Raw genomic sequence first — 16,137 nt, forward strand, 5'->3', positions numbered from 1 at the left:
GCAACGATAACGGCTCGAACCATGATCATGCGGGCGATGCATTCGTGCATCGCCCGCATTTTTTTGATTGGTGGCTATCAGCCGAGGTTATCGACCGCGTCGAGCACAAGCCCGAAAAACTCGTTGGCCGCGGCCGGATTCAGCCAGCGCACGACCACCGTCATGCGCCGCTCCGGTTCGACCCACGTGAACGAACTTCCCGCGCCGATGCCGAAGTAGCTCGACTCCGGCACGTTCGGGAACACCTTGCGCCCGGTGTTGAGCCACACGAGGTAGCCATAGAACGGCGCGATCGCGCACGGCGTACGCATGCGCGCGATCCATTCGGACGACAGCACGCGCTGGCCGTTCGCGACGCCGTCATCGAGCAGCATCTGCGCGACCTTCAACTGATCGTTCGCGCTCACCGACATGCCGCCGCCCCAGTGCGTGCCGCCCGGCACTGACTGCATGCGTCGCCCGTCGATTTCGACCCAAGCGTCGTCGTAGCCGACCCATTGCCAGTTTTCGCTCGCACCAATTGGCCGCATGATCGCTTCGCGAAACACCTCGGGCAGCGGCTGACGGAACAGATGCAGCAGTGCGAGCGAGAACTGGTTGATGCGGACGTCGTTGTATTCCCAGTAGCTGCCCGGCCGTTGCAGCGGACGCGGGTCGCCTTTCTTGCCATCGGGCGGCGCGGCGAAATTGACCGCGCGGTAGTGATCCGCCTGATCCGACAAACCGAAGTACGTGCCGCGCCATTCGCTGGTTTGCTGCAGCAGATGCGCCCAGCTGACCGGCGCGTTGTGTTCGTCGTCGAAGCCGATGTTGGGCACGCGCACGCGCACCGGCTCATCGACGTCGGGCAACAGGCCGCGATCGTACGCAACGCCGGCGAGCAGCGCGAGGTACATCTTCGCCACGCTGAAAGTGAGATCGGCGCGATCCGGTTCGCCCCAGCTCGTCAGCACGCGGCCGTCGACGGCGATCGCACCCGATACCGGCCCGCGATCATGCACGGGACCGAGCAGCTTGTTCCACGGCGGCGGGTCGTTCACGTGCACACCCCACGCGCCACCCACGTGGCGGTCCCAAAGCGATTCATGATCCACCGCGAACTGCACGGCTTGTTGCAAACGGTCTTGCATGGAAAAGGTCCTGTCGGTTCGACGAAGCTCGCCAGCCAGGGACTCAGCGTGCGTGCAGTCGCACGCGTGCCCACATCACGGTGAAAAGGCTGAGCACGGCCGCGAGCATCAGATAGAGGCCGGGTGCGAGGTTATTGCCGGTTGCCGCGATCAGCGCGGCGACCGCGAGCGGCGTGAAGCCGCCGAACACGGTGGTGCCGATGTTGTAGCCGAACGCCATGCCGGTCGTTCGCGTGCGGGTCGGGAACAGCTCGGACATCATGGCCGGAATCGGCGCGAAGTAGGTCGCCTTCAGCATCGCGACCCACGTGACCGCGGCCAGCAACGAGCCGAGCGACGGATGCGCGTTCATCAGCATGAAGGCCGGATAGACGGTCGCGAAGAACAGCACACCGGCGCAGAGCATGATGCGCACGCGGCCCACCTTGTCGGACAGATGACCGACGATCGGCGTGAGCACCATCATGATCAGACCGGCCGCGAGCGTCGCGATAAAGCCCGACGACGGCGCGAGCCCGAGTTGCCGCGCCGCGTAGGTAGGCATGTAGAGCAGCATGTAGTTGGCCGTGGTGGTCAGCACGAGCGCGCCGATCGACACGAGCACCTGTTCCTTTTGCGTCGCGAGCAGTTCGCGCACCGGCGCGGCGGATTTCTCCGCGCGTTCGAATTCCGGCGTTTCGTCGATGCGGCGGCGAATGTACAGCCCGACCGGACCGATCAGCAGGCCGAACAGGAATGGAATGCGCCAGCCCCAGCCTTCAAGTTGCGCGGTGCTCAGCGTGCTTGTCAACACCGCGCCGAACAGCGACGCGAGCAGCGTACTCGCGCCCTGGCTCGAGAACTGCCAGCTCGCCATGAAGCCCTTGCGCTCGGGCGCATGTTCGATCAGAAACGCGGTCGAGCTGCCGAACTCGCCGCCCGCCGAGAAGCCCTGCAACAGCCGCGACGCGAATACGCCGATCGGCGCGAGCACGCCGATCGCCGCATACGACGGCATCAGCGCGATCATGCCGGTGCCGAGCGTCATCATTGCAATCGATAGCGTCAGGGAGGCCTTGCGGCCTTTGCGGTCGCTGAACGAGCCGAGTGCGAGCGCGCCGATCGGTCGCGCGAGATACGACAGCGCGAAGGTGCCGAGCGTAAGCAGCAGCGACACGGTGCGGTCGTGCACCGGAAAAAACGTACGCGACAGCACGGCCGCGAAGTAGCCGTACACGACCAGATCGTAGAACTCCAGCGCGTTGCCGATCGAGGTCGCGAGAATCAGCCGCGATACGCTCGAGCGCGAGGTGTGCCGCGCGAGCGCGTCGGCGGTGGTGGCGGAGTCCATGCTCATGTCGAAGTCCTCGGGCGGCATTGGGAGGTGCGCCGGCAGTGTCGCGTGAGCGGCGCGGGCGCGGGATCGAAGCGTGTGACCCGATGTTGGGGTGGCCGATATTTATAGACAATTACAATATTGGGCAGATATCGTTGCCGAAACGGCAAAGCGCAGCCTGCGTCGAATTGCTGACGGGCGCGATCGGGAATCCGGCGTTGCTTGAGCGATTTCGCGCCGCAAAAAGGAAAAAGCGCCCCATAGGGCGCTTTCCATCGATTCAGCCTGGCAGGGAACAGGTGTTCCCCACCGCGAACCGTCTGCTTAGAACTTGTGACGCATGCCGACGCGGAACGCGAGCTGGTTGTCGGCGCCGACGCCCGACGTGTTGAAGTAGCTCGTGCTCGAACCGATCTGTGCCTGCAGGTCGCCACTTGCGGCGTTGTGGCCCGATGCGATCTGATAGATGCCCAGCACGTAGACGTCCGTGCGCTTCGACAGCGCGTAGTCGCCGCTCAGGTTAACCTGGTTCCAGTGACCGACGTTCGCGCCGCTCAGGTGCATGTACGTGTAGCCCGCGCCTGCCGTGATAGCCGGCGTGACCGCGTACTTCGCGCCCGCTTCGTAGGCTGCGAACGTGGTCGAGCCACCCGAGATCGGGGCGAGGCGCGTGTTCGTGTACAGGGCCCACAGCGTCGCAGGACCGAATGCGTAGCGGCCGCCAACGCCGAACGAGCGCAGATCCTGGATCTGGCCGGTGCCGAGCGTCGGGAAGCTCACGTTAGCCAGCGAAGTCGAGAAGGCCGGCGATGCCTGGCCCGGGTAACGGATGTCCGTGTACGCTGCGCCGATACCGAACGGGCCGTTCGCATAGTTCGCGCCGAAGCTGTAAGCGCGCGACGAACCCGCAACCGGTGCAGCCGACGTGCCCGTACCCGGCGTGCCGGCAAAGCCGCCTGCCGTGTTCGAGAAGCCGTACATCGCGCCGAAGGTCAGGCCCGAGAAGTTCGCGCTGCTGAACTTGACCGAGTTGTTGATACGGCTCGAGGTGAGTTGGTCGACGTCGTTGATGTGGTAAGCGTAGTTGCCCGCGACGGTCAGGCCGCCGGTCGAGTAGTTCGAGCCGAGATAGTCGGTCGAGAACGAGTACTGGCGGCCGAACGTCAGCGAGCCGATGTCGTTCTGCGACACACCGACATAGGCCTGGCGACCGAACATTGCGCCGCCCTGGCCGGCGGTGCCGTTACCGCTGTTGAAGCCGTTTTCCAACACGAACAGCGCCTTCAGGCCGTTGCCGAGGTCTTCCGTGCCACGCAGACCCCAACGGCTGCCTTGCGCGACGCCGTCGTCGTACTTGGTCAGGCTGCCATGGCCGGTGGACGTTTTCGAGTTGTTCACGTAGCTGATACCCGCGTCGATCAGGCCGTACAGCGTGACGGTGCTTTGTGCATGAGCGGCGGAGGCGAAGACGGCAAGCGTAGCGGCGGTCAGGATTTTCTTGTTCAACATACTTCTCCGAGTTAGCGAATTTTGGCGATCGCGACGCGCTGCTCTGCGGCAACGTCGCGCGATGGCCGGCAATTTAAGGGAACGCTGAGTAAGGTATGTGACAGGAAAAAATTTTTTCCACGGTGTCGTGTCGGCGCGACACTTTGCGTGGGCACCGGGGGCGGGTGTGTCGGTGGCGGGGCGGGTCGATCGACCCTGGACCGAAGCGGGGCGTGTGGCAGCGGATCGCCCGCCAGGCGGCGGGCGATTGGTTACTTCGGCTGCTGCATGAAAATTCAGTTACATGGCCGGCTGCGACGGCATCGGCGGTCGCAGCGGCTGTGGCGTCAGTTGCTCAGCAACGAGCCGCTGCGGAACGGCGTCACGCCGGCGATGCGCGCGAATTCGAGGCCGGCCGTCGCGAAACGCGCCAGATGCCGCGCGTACAGCACGCCGGCCACGGTGTTCTTGATCGTGACGACGCGGTCCGTCAACGGATCGACGATGTCGGCGATTTCCTGGCCCACGTCGACCCACGTGCCGACCTCGCAGCGATACACGAGCACGCCGCTGATCGGCGCGACGAGCGGCTCGGCGCCCGCGAGCGGCGTCGCCGCGAATTCGAGCGGCGGCAGCGGCGCCGGTTCGCCGTCGACCACGCCGCGCAGGGTCAGATACTCGATGATCGCCTGCGCGTCTTTTTCCGCGTACTCGTACGACACGTCGCGCTGGCCGCGCAGTTCGATCGTGACCGAGATGCCGCCGTTCGGGATCGGGAAGCGCTCGCCGAAACGGCCGCGCAGATCCGACCAGCAGAAGCTGTGAATCTCGTCGAACGGATTGCCGACCGAGTTCAGCGCGAGCAGCGACGCCTTCGCATCGATGTAGCGCGCGAGCGGTTCGACCTCGGGCCACAGGTCCGGATTGGTATACAGGTGCATCGCGGCTTCCCAGTCGCAATGCAGGTCGAGCACGACGTCGGCGTCGTACGAGAGTTTTTGCAGCGCGAGGCGTTGCGAGCCGAGTTCGGTGGTCGGCTTCTGCGCGTCGAGCGCTTCGCGCATCGCCGCGCGAATGGCGGCGCGGTTCTCATCTATGTCGCCGGTCAGACGCGACTCGATGGTCGGCAGCACGAGTTCCGCGAGGTCGTAGAAGTTGCGGTTGAAGTTCTGCGCGCTGCCGGTTTCGAAGCGCCCGAGCATCTGGCCAAGCAGATGCTGGTTCAGGCCGATCGGATTCGGCACCGGCACGACCACGACTTCGCCGCGCAGCTTGCCCGCGGCCTCGAGCGCGGCCAGCTTGCGGCGCAGCGACCACGACACCAGCATGCCGGGCAGCTCGTCCGCGTGCAGCGACGACTGGATATAGATTTTCTGTCCGCCGCCGGGACCGTAGTGGAAACTCGTCAGTTCACGGGCGGTGCCAAGCGACGGGGCAATCAGCGGATGGGTCTGGGTTTGCATGGTTTTGACTTCGCGGCCCGTTCGTAGCGGCCGCGCTAGGTTGTTGATTGCAAGGGGAAAGGTGCGCGCCGGCTGCGCGCGAGGTCCGCGTGCGCGAACTGCGGCCACCTGTCTCCCGGCGACCGCGCGTTGCACGATCTTAGCCGATATGCCCCACGATGTGGCTTCATGTGGCTGGATGTGGAGCCGCAAAACAAAACGGGCTCCGCATCGCGGAGCCCGTTTCGGACAAGCTGCCGGCGCGCCGTGCGGCGCGCGTCGGCGATTTAGCTGCCGTACACGTCGAAGTCGAAGTACTTCTTCTCGATCTTCTTGTAGGTGCCGTCCTTGATCATGTCGGCGATCGCCTTGTCGACCTTGGCCTTCAGATCGGTGTCTTCCTTGCGCATGCCGATGCCGGCGCCGCTGCCGAGGATCTTCGGATCGTTGAGGTCCTGACCGACGAACACGAAGCCCTTGCCGCGCGGCGTCTTCAGGAAGCCCTGGTCAGCCTGCACCGCGTCCTGCAGCGCTGCGTCCAGACGGCCCGAGATCAGGTCGGCGTAGACCTGGTCCTGGTTCTGATACGGCACGACTTTCGCGCCCGCCGGTTCCCAGTACGTCTTCGCGTAGGTTTCCTGGATCGTGCCCTGTTCGACGCCCACCGTCTTGCCCTTCAGCGATTCAGCGGTCGGCAGGATGCCCGAGCCCTGTTTCGCGACGAGGCGCGTCGGCGTGTTGAACAGCTTCGACGAGAAGGCGATCTGTTCGGCGCGTTGCGGCGTCATCGACATCGACGACAGCACGCCGTCGAACTTCTTCGCCTTCAGTGCCGGGATCATGCCGTCGAAGTCGTTTTCCACCCACACGCACTTCGCACCGACGCGCTTGCAGATTTCGTTGCCGAGATCGATATCGAAGCCAACGAGCTTGCCGTCTGCGCCTTTCGACTCGAACGGGGGATAGCTGGCATCAACGCCAAAACGGATCGTCGACCAATCTTTAGCGTGTGCGCCAATGGAGACGGTGGCAATCAAGGCAACCGTCAAAGCCGCTAGCAGTTTTTTCACTGTTTTTACTCCTGGGTGTAGTTCAATTTCGCCCTCGACGGTTGTGCCGCCTTGGGACGCCCGGCGCGACTCGCAAACGGGCTTCTGGTCAGGATGCAAGCCGGGGTGGCCTGCAACGCGCGCCAAGCTTATCAGTTCAAAAATATTGGGAAGCTAGTAAAACACCGGATGGCGCAGGAGGAGGCCCTCTGGAGCGACGCGTGCGCCCAAGCCGATGTGACCGGATCGTACACTGTTGGTGGTGTTTGCGTAACACGGGTGTAATGCATGAGGGGTAATACGGTGAACCGGCGAGCGTGATCGACCGGAATATACGGCGGTATTCTTTGCGAATTCGCCGAAAAGCGGTTCGAAACGCGGGTTTGAAACGTGGATATCGTTAAAGCTCGTGGCCGAATTTGCCGTTAATTAACAGCGGCCTCGAGACCATTGGCTTACACGGTATTACCAACGCCGATATTTTTGCGCGGCCGTTTCGAACCTGTGCGAAAACCACGGCTTTTGGCGCTATCATCGATGCTCCATGCGTAGGCGCCGACCGCCCGCGCAGGCGCGGATCGCACCGAAGCAAATCGTCGGACAGCCGTCAGGATTCAAATGCCGCGCATTTGCGCTAGATCAAAAGGCCTTTCTGCTCAACGGTGTTTATTCATGCGCACGATGTCGTTCACGGCGGATCAAACAGGCTGTTGTAAACCGACTTTTAAGCGACAAATCGCGAGCGTCGGCGCGCGGGTTCGCGCGGCATTATTGCAGCGCCGTTTTTTTATCGGCTTTTTGTCGAGAATTACATCGGGATTTGCATCGATTGGCGTATCGGGATTTCGGTGCGACGTTTTGCCCCGCGCGTTGCGCGTTCTGACAGGCGCACTGCTGTGCGCGAGTTTCGCCGTGGCCACGCCAGCCGCGGCTGCTGACAAGGTGCTGCACGTACTCGCATGGCCCGGCTACGCGGACCCGGATGTCGTCCAGGCGTTCGAAGCGCGCTACGGCGCGAAGGTCGAGGTTACGCTGGTCGATTCCGACGAGGCGCTGTGGGCGCAGATGCATAGCAAGGGCGAGCCGCCTTTCGACGTACTCGCCGCCAACACCGCCGAAATCCGCCGTTATGCGCAGGCCAATCTGCTTGCGCCGCTCGATCTCGCGAGTCTGCCCAATACGAAGAAGCAGTTGCCGCGTTTCCAGGCGCTCGGCTCGATCGGCGGCCTGACGTCGGCGGGCAAGGTCTACGCGATTCCGTTCACCTATTCGTCGATGGGCCTCATCTACGATCGCAAGCAGATTCCGGTGGCGCCGCATTCGATGCTCGAACTGTGGAACCCGCGCTATCGTGGCAAGGTGCTCGACTTCAATAGCGCGCAGCACAACTTCTCGTTCACCGCGCTTGCGCTCGGCTATCCGCATCCGTTTCAACTCGACCCCGCGCAGATGCGCACGATCGCGCACAAGCTCGTCGAGCTGCGCCGCAATCTGCTGACCTACTACACGCTGCCCGAGGAGGCGACCGCGTTCTTCATCCAGCACAAGGTCGCACTGATGTTCGGCAATTACGGCACGCAGCAGGTGCAGTTGCTGCGGCGCGCGGGCGCCGACGTCGGCTATGTGATTCCGGACGAAGGCGCGCTCGCGTGGCTCGACTGCTGGTCGATGACGCGCGCGGCGAGCGACCAGCCGCTCGCGCTCGCGTGGATCAACTACATGCTCGAGCCGAGCGTGAGCGCGCTGCTGACACAGCGCCAGGGGCTCGCGAATACGCTGACCGAGCCGGCCGAAGGCAACCCCAACGCGCACATCGTCTGGATCAGTCCGGTCGAGGATATCGACCGCCGCGAGCAATTGTGGACGCGCATCGTGTCGGGCGACCGTTCGGAGCGCTTCTGATGCTGCATCGCGGCCTGACCTTCAAGCTTTCCGTGCTGCTCGCGTGCATCGGCGTGCTGGCGTCGGGCGCGACCGGCTATTACGCGTATCGCGCGAATCGCACGATGCTGGTCAACGAAGCGGAGCGCAGCCTGCAGACTTCGACGGAGCTGCTCGGCCAGCGCATCGCCGTATCGATCGACGATGTCGCGGCGGACGCGCTGGTGCTGGCGACGATGCCGTCATCGGTGAGCGTCGCGCAGACCGACGACGGCATCGGCCCGAACCTCGGCCGCGATCGGCTCGCGCAGGTGTATTCGAGCTTCATGCTGCACCACCCGGAGTATCTACAGGTGCGGCTGATCACGCGGCAGCATCACGGGCTCGAGCTGATCCGTTTCGATCGCGACAGCGACGGCCTCGTGCGTGTACAGGGTGACGATCTGCAGGAAAAAGCTCAGTTTCCCTACGTATTCGAAACGCTCGCGTTTTCACCGGGACGCATCTACACCTCGCCGATTTCGCTCAATCACGAATACGGCACGCATGCGGCGCAAGGCAGGCCGACGCTGCGTCTCGGCACGCCGATCGCGGATGCGCGCGGCACGGTGGTCGGCGTCGTCGTGCTCGACGTCGATCTGGCCGGCATGCTGCGGCGTTTGCAGAGCGATCTGCCGAGCGACTACCAGGTCTATCTGGCGAACGAGTGGGGCGACTTCCTGGTTCATCCCGACGCGTCGAAGACCTTCGGTTTCGACCGCGGCCGGCGCGTGCTGATGCAGGACAGCTTCCCGGTCACGAAGCAGCTGTTCGAGCAGCGGCGCAGCGAAGTGCTCGTCAACGGTCTCGCGCGGCCCTATGAGGCGCACGGGCGGGTGCTCGCGTTCGTGCGGCGGCCGTTCGGCGATTCGGAAGGCAATCGCTTCATCGTGCTCGGTCTCGCGAAGCCGCTCGAGGACGTGTTGAGCGGCGCGAATCAGCTCGGCACGCGGATCATTCGCATGGTGCTGGTGTTCAGCGCTTTGTCGGTACTGCTGGCAATTCTGTTCGCGCGAGCGCTGACCAAGCCGCTTCATCAGCTCGCGCATGCGGCGACGCATCTGTTCGCCGAGCACGCGATGCACACCTTGCCGCTCAAACGCACCGACGAAATCGGCGTGCTCGCGCGCTGCTTCGAGCGTTTGCGCCGTGAAATCCGCGCGCAGATGGATGCGCTGCACAGCAAGCAGAGCGAGCTCGTGCATCTGGCCTCGCACGACGTGCTGACCGGCTTGCCGAACCGTATGCTGTTCATGCAGAAGCTCGAGAACGCGATCGAGGAGGCAAGCTTCCGCCGCGAAGGCCTCGCGGTGCTGTTCGTCGATCTCGACCGCTTCAAGCAGATCAACGATCAGTTCGGTCACTCCGTTGGCGACAAGGTGCTGGTCGCGGTCGCGCGCCGTCTGAAGGAGGTACTGTGCGCCGGGGACGTGGTCGCGCGGCTCGGCGGCGACGAATTCATCGTGCTGATCGAAGGGCCGCGGGCGGCCGAGGTCACGCCCGAAATCGCCGAGCGCATCATGGATGCGCTGAACGAAACGCTGAGCGTCGACGGTAATAGCATGACGGTCGGCGCGAGCATTGGCATCAGCGAGTTTCCGCACGACAGCGGCAATGCCGAGGAACTGCTGCTGAACGCCGATGCGGCGATGTATGCGGCGAAATCGGGTGGCCGCTGCGCGTATCTGCGCTATCAGGATCTGCTCGCCATGCGGCTCCACGAACAGGCCGAGCAGGCGCGGCTCGCCCACGCGCAACTCGTCCAGGCGCACGCCGGGCGCGATGCGACCGAGGGCGCGAGGAGGAGCCCACCGCGTGACGCGGTGTTGTCCGCGCCGTTGAGCTGTCGACCTGAGACGCAGACGCGCCTTCAGTTCCCCACTCAAACGATCCGCACCCCGCCGCGATAAGTCGCGCGCGGCACTGGCAGCTTGTCGAGCATCGTCACGCGCACGAGATCCGCGCGCAAGCCCGGCTCGATCGCGCCGCGGTCCGTGAGACCGGCTGTGCGCGCCGGTTCGGCCGAGACCGTTGCCATCGCGCGCGGCAGCGACCAGCCCGCTTTTTCGACGAGATCGAACACCGCGGTCAGCAAGCTCGACGGCACGTAATCCGACGACAGAATATCGAGCAGATCCGCGCGCGCGAGTTCGAGCGCCGACACGTTGCCCGAATGCGAGCCGCCGCGCACGATGTTCGGCGCGCCCATGATCGTCGCGATGCCGTGCTCGCGCGCGGCTTGCGCGGCGATGCGCGTGGTCGGAAATTCGGCCAGCACGATGCCCTCGGCCTTCGCCTGTTCGACGTGCTCGATCAATGTGTCGTCGTGGCTCGCGACCGGAATGCCGAGCCGCCGGCACCGCGCGACGATCTCGCGGCGATGCTCATCCGCGTAACGCTCCTGTTCGACCGCGAGTTCTGCGAGCGTGCTCGCGACACGCTCGTCGCTCATCTTGCCGTTGCGCTCCTGGAAGCGGCGCCATTGCTCGCGATCGTGCCATTGGCGCTGTCCCGGTGTATGGTCCATCACCGACGCGAGCCGCAAGAGCGGATGCGCGCACAGCGAATCGAATACCTCGAGCACGTCGGCGGTCGCGATCTCGCAGCGCAGATGCAGAAAGTGCTCGGCGCGCAGCAGCCGACGCGTGGACAGCCGCAGCAGCGATTCGGCGCATTGCGTTTGCACGTGGCGGTTACGCAGCCCAACGCTCGAGCGCGAGCCGATCGCGAGCGCGTCGAATACCGTCGTGATGCCGGCAGCGGCGACCTGTGCGTCGTGGATCACGAAAGCCGCGTCGGTATTCCATTCGACGCCGGGACGCGGCACGAGGTGCTTCTCGAGATTGTCCGTATGCAGTTCGATCAGACCGGGCAGCAGATAATCGCCGTCCCAGTCTTCGGCGTTGCGCGCCGAACTCGCGCCGCGTTCGACGTCGCGAATCACGCCGTCTTCCACGCGCACGGTGCCAATGAATTCTTCATCTCGCGTCACGATGCGAGCGTTGCTGATCAACATCGACTTGCTCCGTAGTCAGTCGGGACTGGTGTCAATTTAATGCCGCAGCGGCGGTCGCAGTTCCAGGCGGCGCGTCGCGACCTTGTTGCGAGTCTCTTCGTCGTGAAAGATACCAACGATCGCCGCGCCGCGCTCGCGCGCCTCGACGATCAGATCGGCCACAACGTCGCGGTTTTCGGCATCGAGCGAAGCGGTCGGTTCGTCGAGCAGCAACAGCGGATGTTCGGCGATCAAACCTCGCGCGATGTTCACGCGCTGCTGCTCGCCACCCGAAAACGTCGCGGGCGCGAGCGACCACAGACGTCCCGGCACGTTGAGCCGCGCGAGCAATTCAGCGGCGCGCGCGTTTGCTTCGGGTTCTGCGACGCCGTGCAGCATGAGCGGCTCGGCGACGAGCGCGAGCGTCGGCACGCGCGGAATCACGCGCAAAAACTGGCTCACATAGCCGACCACGCTACGTCGCAGACGCAGCACGTCACGCGGTTCGGCACCGGTGATCGTGACGGGCCGGCCCTGATCGCTGGTGTCGCGAATCGCGATCGAGCCGGTACTCGCCAGATAGTTGCCGTACAGACAGCGCAGCAATGTGCTTTTGCCCGCGCCCGACGGCCCGACCAGCACCACGCATTCACCGCGCTCGACTTCGAGCGATACGTTCGCAAGCGCGTCGATTCGCACACCGCCCTGGCCGTGCAGCGTGAAAGTCTTGCCGATGCCGGTGGCGCGCAGCATCAGCGCCGCGTTGTCGGCGAAAGCGCGCTCGCCGTGACGTGCCGCGCTGCCCGCGTCAATTACTACCTCAGTGGATTGCATTGTGAGCCTCAAACCGGCAGAACCGAGGAAACCAGCGTTTGCGTATAAGGGTGCTGCGGATCGTCAAGCACCTGGTCGGTTAGACCCGCTTCGACGACTTCGCCTGCCTGCATCACCATCAGCCTATGTGCGAGCAGACGCGCGACGCCGATATCGTGCGTGACGATCAGCACCGACAGATGCAGCGTCGAGGTCAGCGTGCGCAGCAGATCGAGCAGACGCGCCTGCACGGACACGTCGAGACCGGCGGTCGGTTCGTCCATGAACACCAGACGCGGACCGGTGACGAGATTGCGCGCAATCTGCAGACGTTGCTGCATACCGCCCGAAAAGGCGGCGGGGAATTCGTCGATGCGCGCTGGGTCGAGTTCGACGCGCTCCATCCATTGCGTGGCCGTGCGGCGAATCTCGCCGTAGTGTCGCGCGCCGACAGCCATCAATGGCTCGCCGATGTTGGCGCCGGCCGAGACGCCGCTGCGCAGGCCGTCGCGCGGATTCTGCTGCACGAAGCCCCATTCGGTGCGCATCAGCAGACGGCGGCGCGGCTCCGACAGCGCGCGCAGATCGAGCAGGTCGCCGTGCGACGCGGCGTAGTGCAGCGAGCCGCTATCGGCCTCGGCCTTCAGCGCCACCGTGTTGAGCAGCGTGGTCTTGCCCGAACCCGATTCGCCGACGATGCACAGCACCTCGCCCGGATACAGATCGAAGCTCACGTTGCGGCATCCGTTGCGGCCGCCGTATTGTTTGGTGAGCGCGCGGGCGCTCAGAAGCGGCGTCATGCGGATTCTCCTTCGCGCGTGGCGTGGGGCAGTGGTGCTTGCGGTTCGATCTCTCCGTCGCCGCGCCGCTCGTGACAGTAGTCGCTATCCGAGCACACGAACATGCGCGTGCCGGCGTCGTCGACGATCATCTCGTCGAGAAAGCTTTCCTTCGATCCGCACAACGCGCACGCGTGCTGCCACTTCTGCACCTCGAACGGATGATCGTCGAAGTCGAGACTGCGCACCGGCGTATAGGGCGGAATCGCGTGAATGCGGCGCTCGCGGCCCGCGCCGAACAGTTGCAGCGCGGCGTTCATATGCATCTTCGGATTGTCGAACTTCGGGATCGGCGACGGCGATGTCAGATAGCGATGATTGACGATCACCGGGTAGTCGTACGTGGTTGCGATGCTGCCGTGATGCACGATGTCCTCGTACAGCTTCACGCTGATCAGCCCGTAATCGGCGAGCGCATGCAGCTTCTTGCATTCGGCGACGCGCGGTTCGAGCCGGAACAGCGGCTCGGGCATCGGCACCTGATAGACGAGGATCTGCCGCTCGGTTAGCGGCGTTTCGGGAATCCGGTGCCGCGTCTGGATGATCGTCGCCTCGCTCGTGTGCCGGGTGGTCGCCACACCCGTGGTGCGTGCGAAGAAGCGGCGAATGTTGACGGCGTTGGTGGTTTCGTCGGAACCCTGATCGATGACCTTCAGCGTGTCCGTCTTGCCGATGATCGCGGCCGTCACCTGGATGCCGCCGGTGCCCCAGCCATACGGCAGAGGCATTTCTCGTGATGCGAACGGCACCTGGTAGCCCGGCACGGCGACTGCCTTCAGCAGCGCGCGGCGCAGCATGCGTTTGGTCTGCTCGTCGAGATACGCGAAGTTGTAGCCGTGCGCGGCGCTGTCGTATGAGGTGTTTGCAACAGCGGTGTCGGGCGCGTTCATGCTGCTTGCTCCTTGTCGGTGGCGTGGCCTGATTCATCGTTGCCGTGATGCTGCGCGCGCAAGCGCCGCACCAGTTCCAGCTCCGCCTGGAAGTCGACGTAATGCGGCAGCTTCAGGTGCTGCACGAAGCCCGACGCCTCGACGTTATCGCTATGCGACAGCATGAATTCGATGTCCTGTGTCGGCGACGAGAGCGTCTCGCCGAGTTCTTCGGCGCGCAGCGCGCGATCGACCAGGGCCATCGCCATCGCCTTGCGCTCCGAGTGGCCGAACGCGAGCCCGTAGCCCTGCGTGAAGGTGGGCGGCACCGCGCTGCTGCCAGCGAACTGGTTGATCATCTGGCATTCGGTGACGTCGATATCGCCGATGGCGACCGCTTCGCCGAGTTCGTCGAGGTCCATTTCGACCGCGATCGTGCCGAAACGGATCTCGCCCGCGAACGGATGCGAGTGTGCGTAGCCGCGTTGCGTCGCATAGCCCATTGCGAGCAGAAAGCCTTCGTCGCCGCGCGCGAGGTTCTGCAGACGCGTCGCGCGGCTCGCTGGAAACGCGAGCGGTTCGCGCGACAGATCGCCGGGTTCCGCGCCATCCGGTGTCGGGCGCTCCTGTTCGATCAGGCCTTCCTTGTCGAGCAGCGACACGACGCGCGGCATCGCTTCCGGCGCGGGCGGTTCTTGCGAAACCGGCGCATTGCCTTGCGTCACGTGCTGCCGCGCGTCGTCGCCATCGGCGAGCAACGCGAAATCGAGCAGGCGCTGCGTGTAGTCGTAGGTCGCGCCGAGCAACTGGCCACCGGGCAAGTCCTTGAAGGTCGCCGAGATGCGCCGCTCGACCCGCATCGATTCGGTATCGATGGCGCGCGTATAGCCGAAGCGCGGCAACGTGGTGCGATATGCGCGCAGCAGGAAGATCGCTTCGACCAGATCGCCGGCCGCCTGCTTGATTGCGAGCGCGGCAAGCTCCTCGTCGTAGACCGATCCTTCGGTCATCACGCGCGCGACCGCGAGCCGCAACTGCTCGCGAATCTGCGCGACGCTCAGTTCGGCGATCTGCGTATCGCCGCGGCGTGCTTTGTCGAGCAGGCGCCACGACGCTTCGATCGCGCGTTCTCCACCTTTGACGGCAACGTACATCAGTTCACCTTCGCTTCAGTTGTGCGCGGCAGGCCGATCACGCGCGGGCCGCAAACCAGATAACAGTCGATGCCGCACGGAAACAGCGGTGCGAGCATCGCGCGCTCTTGCCAGAACCGTGGGGGAAGACCAACCGGCGAAATCGTTTGGCTCTCCAGAATGCCGGGGCCGCTCAGCGTGACCGGTGCGCCGCCCGTCAGCGCGTCGACGCGGATCAGCAGCGTGGCCGATTGCTCGGGCGACTCGGCGCTGCCGGGTGCGAAGCTTTCGAGCGACGGCAACGCGTCGGCGTCGTGCAGATAGACGAATGCGGCGTCGCCGGGTGCATCGACGAGCGGCGCGCCGGTGTGAAAACGCAACGCCGACGCGAGCGCGGTATCAGGCCGCGCGAGCCAAACCGGTGTCGCGTAGTCGCAGAGCGTCAGCAGCGCAGCGAATGCGGCGGGTTCGACCGGCGTGTTGCGCAACTCGGGCAGCACGTCACGAATCACGCCGATCGTGCCGGGGCGCGACAACGCGTCGAGCAGCGTGCGAAACACGGCCTGGGTAGCGTGGACCGGGTCCGCGAAACCCGGCGTCAGCGTGGACAACGCAATCGGTGAATGTTCCATCAGTCGCCTCGCACCATCGTGAAGAATTCGACGCGCGTCGCCGCGGCGTCCTGCTGCTGTTGCGCGCGCCGTGCCTTCTGTTGCGCGGCGAACGGCTCGATCAATTGACGATGCAGGCTGTCGTGATGCTCGGGCATCTGTAGCAAGGCATCGGCGAGCGCCGCAAGTTCGGCGCGACGGCGGTCACGTCCCAGATGACAGGCGACGCCGACGGTGGCCTCGGCGTCGTCGCTGGCATGCAGACGCAGCGTGGCGCGCGTGACCGTCGCTTCGCCGAGATTGAACGGATCGCCGCTGCCGCCGATGCGCCCGCGCACCATCGCGAGACCGATTTCAGGGGGGCGCAGCCAGTCGAAGGCGGGGATAGGTTGATCTTGCAACGCGCACTGCAGCGCGGCTTCGAGGTCGGCGCGCGGCGTGCGGGCCAGCACGGCCATCCAGGCGCGCCGCGCCGCCGAAGACACGGCGGGCAACGGCGCAGAGGGCGGAACGGAACTCGGGCTCATCGGATT

The 16,137-nt window shown here is 64.6% G+C and carries 14 protein-coding genes; 2 read left to right on the forward strand and 12 right to left on the reverse strand.

What is annotated here, in order from left to right; genetic code table 11:
* Nucleotides 1-77 precede the first annotated feature (77 nt).
* The 5 genes from AB3X96_RS08460 to AB3X96_RS08480 all read right to left on the reverse strand — a co-directional run bounded on the left by AB3X96_RS08460 (nucleotide 78) and on the right by AB3X96_RS08480 (nucleotide 6,445).
* Nucleotides 78-1,130 (reverse strand): serine hydrolase domain-containing protein, encoded by a 1,053-nt coding sequence (locus tag AB3X96_RS08460; RefSeq protein ID WP_368589342.1) that lies wholly within the window; start codon nucleotides 1,128-1,130, stop codon nucleotides 78-80.
* 43 nt (nucleotides 1,131-1,173) lie between these two features.
* The gene (locus AB3X96_RS08465; protein WP_368589343.1) at nucleotides 1,174-2,466 is read right to left on the reverse strand and encodes an MFS transporter; all 1,293 of its coding nucleotides are present in this window, start codon (nucleotides 2,464-2,466) and stop codon (nucleotides 1,174-1,176) included.
* Nucleotides 2,467-2,769: 303 nt separating this feature from the next.
* Nucleotides 2,770-3,951, reverse strand: coding sequence for a porin (locus tag AB3X96_RS08470; protein ID WP_368589489.1), 1,182 nt, complete (start codon nucleotides 3,949-3,951; stop codon nucleotides 2,770-2,772).
* Between the two features lie 329 nt (nucleotides 3,952-4,280).
* A complete protein-coding gene (locus AB3X96_RS08475) occupies nucleotides 4,281-5,396 on the reverse strand; it encodes a succinylglutamate desuccinylase/aspartoacylase family protein (protein WP_368589344.1) in 1,116 nt (371 codons plus the stop codon).
* A gap of 266 nt (nucleotides 5,397-5,662) precedes the next feature.
* Nucleotides 5,663-6,445, reverse strand: coding sequence for an ABC transporter substrate-binding protein (locus AB3X96_RS08480; RefSeq protein WP_176107730.1), 783 nt, complete (start codon nucleotides 6,443-6,445; stop codon nucleotides 5,663-5,665).
* Between the two features lie 651 nt (nucleotides 6,446-7,096).
* On the opposite strand from AB3X96_RS08480, the gene AB3X96_RS08485 reads away from it, so the two are divergent.
* Complete coding sequence (locus tag AB3X96_RS08485) at nucleotides 7,097-8,326, forward strand: extracellular solute-binding protein (protein WP_368589345.1); 1,230 nt, start codon at nucleotides 7,097-7,099, stop codon at nucleotides 8,324-8,326.
* Nucleotides 8,326-10,254: a diguanylate cyclase gene (locus AB3X96_RS08490; RefSeq protein WP_368589346.1), complete on the forward strand. Its 1,929-nt coding sequence runs from the start codon at nucleotides 8,326-8,328 to the stop codon at nucleotides 10,252-10,254. Before AB3X96_RS08485 ends, AB3X96_RS08490 begins: the two co-directional genes overlap by 1 nt.
* Here AB3X96_RS08490 and AB3X96_RS08495 read toward each other — a convergent pair.
* Genes AB3X96_RS08495 through phnG form a run of 7 tightly spaced genes read right to left on the reverse strand, consistent with a single transcriptional unit; the run spans nucleotide 10,227 to nucleotide 16,131 of the window.
* The gene (locus AB3X96_RS08495) at nucleotides 10,227-11,360 is read right to left on the reverse strand and encodes an alpha-D-ribose 1-methylphosphonate 5-triphosphate diphosphatase (protein WP_176124648.1); all 1,134 of its coding nucleotides are present in this window, start codon (nucleotides 11,358-11,360) and stop codon (nucleotides 10,227-10,229) included. The genes AB3X96_RS08490 and AB3X96_RS08495 overlap by 28 nt on opposite strands.
* A 36-nt stretch (nucleotides 11,361-11,396) precedes the next feature.
* Nucleotides 11,397-12,173: a phosphonate C-P lyase system protein PhnL gene (phnL, locus tag AB3X96_RS08500; RefSeq protein WP_368589347.1), complete on the reverse strand. Its 777-nt coding sequence runs from the start codon at nucleotides 12,171-12,173 to the stop codon at nucleotides 11,397-11,399.
* A gap of 8 nt (nucleotides 12,174-12,181) precedes the next feature.
* Nucleotides 12,182-12,952, reverse strand: a complete 771-nt coding sequence (phnK, locus tag AB3X96_RS08505; protein WP_368589348.1) for a phosphonate C-P lyase system protein PhnK — start codon at nucleotides 12,950-12,952, stop codon at nucleotides 12,182-12,184.
* Complete coding sequence (locus tag AB3X96_RS08510; protein ID WP_368589349.1) at nucleotides 12,949-13,881, reverse strand: alpha-D-ribose 1-methylphosphonate 5-phosphate C-P-lyase PhnJ; 933 nt, start codon at nucleotides 13,879-13,881, stop codon at nucleotides 12,949-12,951. Before AB3X96_RS08510 ends, phnK begins: the two co-directional genes overlap by 4 nt.
* Nucleotides 13,878-15,014, reverse strand: coding sequence for a carbon-phosphorus lyase complex subunit PhnI (locus AB3X96_RS08515; protein ID WP_368589350.1), 1,137 nt, complete (start codon nucleotides 15,012-15,014; stop codon nucleotides 13,878-13,880). Before AB3X96_RS08515 ends, AB3X96_RS08510 begins: the two co-directional genes overlap by 4 nt.
* Nucleotides 15,014-15,625: a phosphonate C-P lyase system protein PhnH gene (gene phnH, locus AB3X96_RS08520; RefSeq protein WP_368589351.1), complete on the reverse strand. Its 612-nt coding sequence runs from the start codon at nucleotides 15,623-15,625 to the stop codon at nucleotides 15,014-15,016. The genes AB3X96_RS08515 and phnH overlap by 1 nt, the downstream gene beginning before the upstream one ends.
* A complete protein-coding gene (gene phnG / locus AB3X96_RS08525) occupies nucleotides 15,625-16,131 on the reverse strand; it encodes a phosphonate C-P lyase system protein PhnG (RefSeq protein WP_368589352.1) in 507 nt (168 codons plus the stop codon). Before phnG ends, phnH begins: the two co-directional genes overlap by 1 nt.
* Nucleotides 16,132-16,137 lie beyond the last annotated feature (6 nt).

Source organism: Paraburkholderia sp. BR13439 (genome assembly GCF_040948805.1).
In the GTDB taxonomy this organism is placed as follows: Bacteria; Pseudomonadota; Gammaproteobacteria; order Burkholderiales; family Burkholderiaceae; genus Paraburkholderia; species Paraburkholderia youngii.

What these genes read in the sequence shown, in the direction of transcription:
- AB3X96_RS08460 (WP_368589342.1), bottom strand. Translation starts at nt 1,130, where the DNA reads ATGCAAGACCGTTTGCAACAAGCCGTGCAGTTCGCGGTGGATCATGAA.
- AB3X96_RS08465 (WP_368589343.1), bottom strand. Translation starts at nt 2,466, where the DNA reads ATGAGCATGGACTCCGCCACCACCGCCGACGCGCTCGCGCGGCACACC.
- AB3X96_RS08475 (WP_368589344.1), bottom strand. Translation starts at nt 5,396, where the DNA reads ATGCAAACCCAGACCCATCCGCTGATTGCCCCGTCGCTTGGCACCGCC.
- AB3X96_RS08485 (WP_368589345.1), top strand. Translation starts at nt 7,097, where the DNA reads ATGCGCACGATGTCGTTCACGGCGGATCAAACAGGCTGTTGTAAACCG.
- AB3X96_RS08490 (WP_368589346.1), top strand. Translation starts at nt 8,326, where the DNA reads ATGCTGCATCGCGGCCTGACCTTCAAGCTTTCCGTGCTGCTCGCGTGC.
- AB3X96_RS08495 (WP_176124648.1), bottom strand. Translation starts at nt 11,360, where the DNA reads ATGTTGATCAGCAACGCTCGCATCGTGACGCGAGATGAAGAATTCATT.
- phnL (WP_368589347.1), bottom strand. Translation starts at nt 12,173, where the DNA reads ATGCAATCCACTGAGGTAGTAATTGACGCGGGCAGCGCGGCACGTCAC.
- phnK (WP_368589348.1), bottom strand. Translation starts at nt 12,952, where the DNA reads ATGACGCCGCTTCTGAGCGCCCGCGCGCTCACCAAACAATACGGCGGC.
- AB3X96_RS08510 (WP_368589349.1), bottom strand. Translation starts at nt 13,881, where the DNA reads ATGAACGCGCCCGACACCGCTGTTGCAAACACCTCATACGACAGCGCC.
- AB3X96_RS08515 (WP_368589350.1), bottom strand. Translation starts at nt 15,014, where the DNA reads ATGTACGTTGCCGTCAAAGGTGGAGAACGCGCGATCGAAGCGTCGTGG.
- phnH (WP_368589351.1), bottom strand. Translation starts at nt 15,625, where the DNA reads ATGGAACATTCACCGATTGCGTTGTCCACGCTGACGCCGGGTTTCGCG.
- phnG (WP_368589352.1), bottom strand. Translation starts at nt 16,131, where the DNA reads ATGAGCCCGAGTTCCGTTCCGCCCTCTGCGCCGTTGCCCGCCGTGTCT.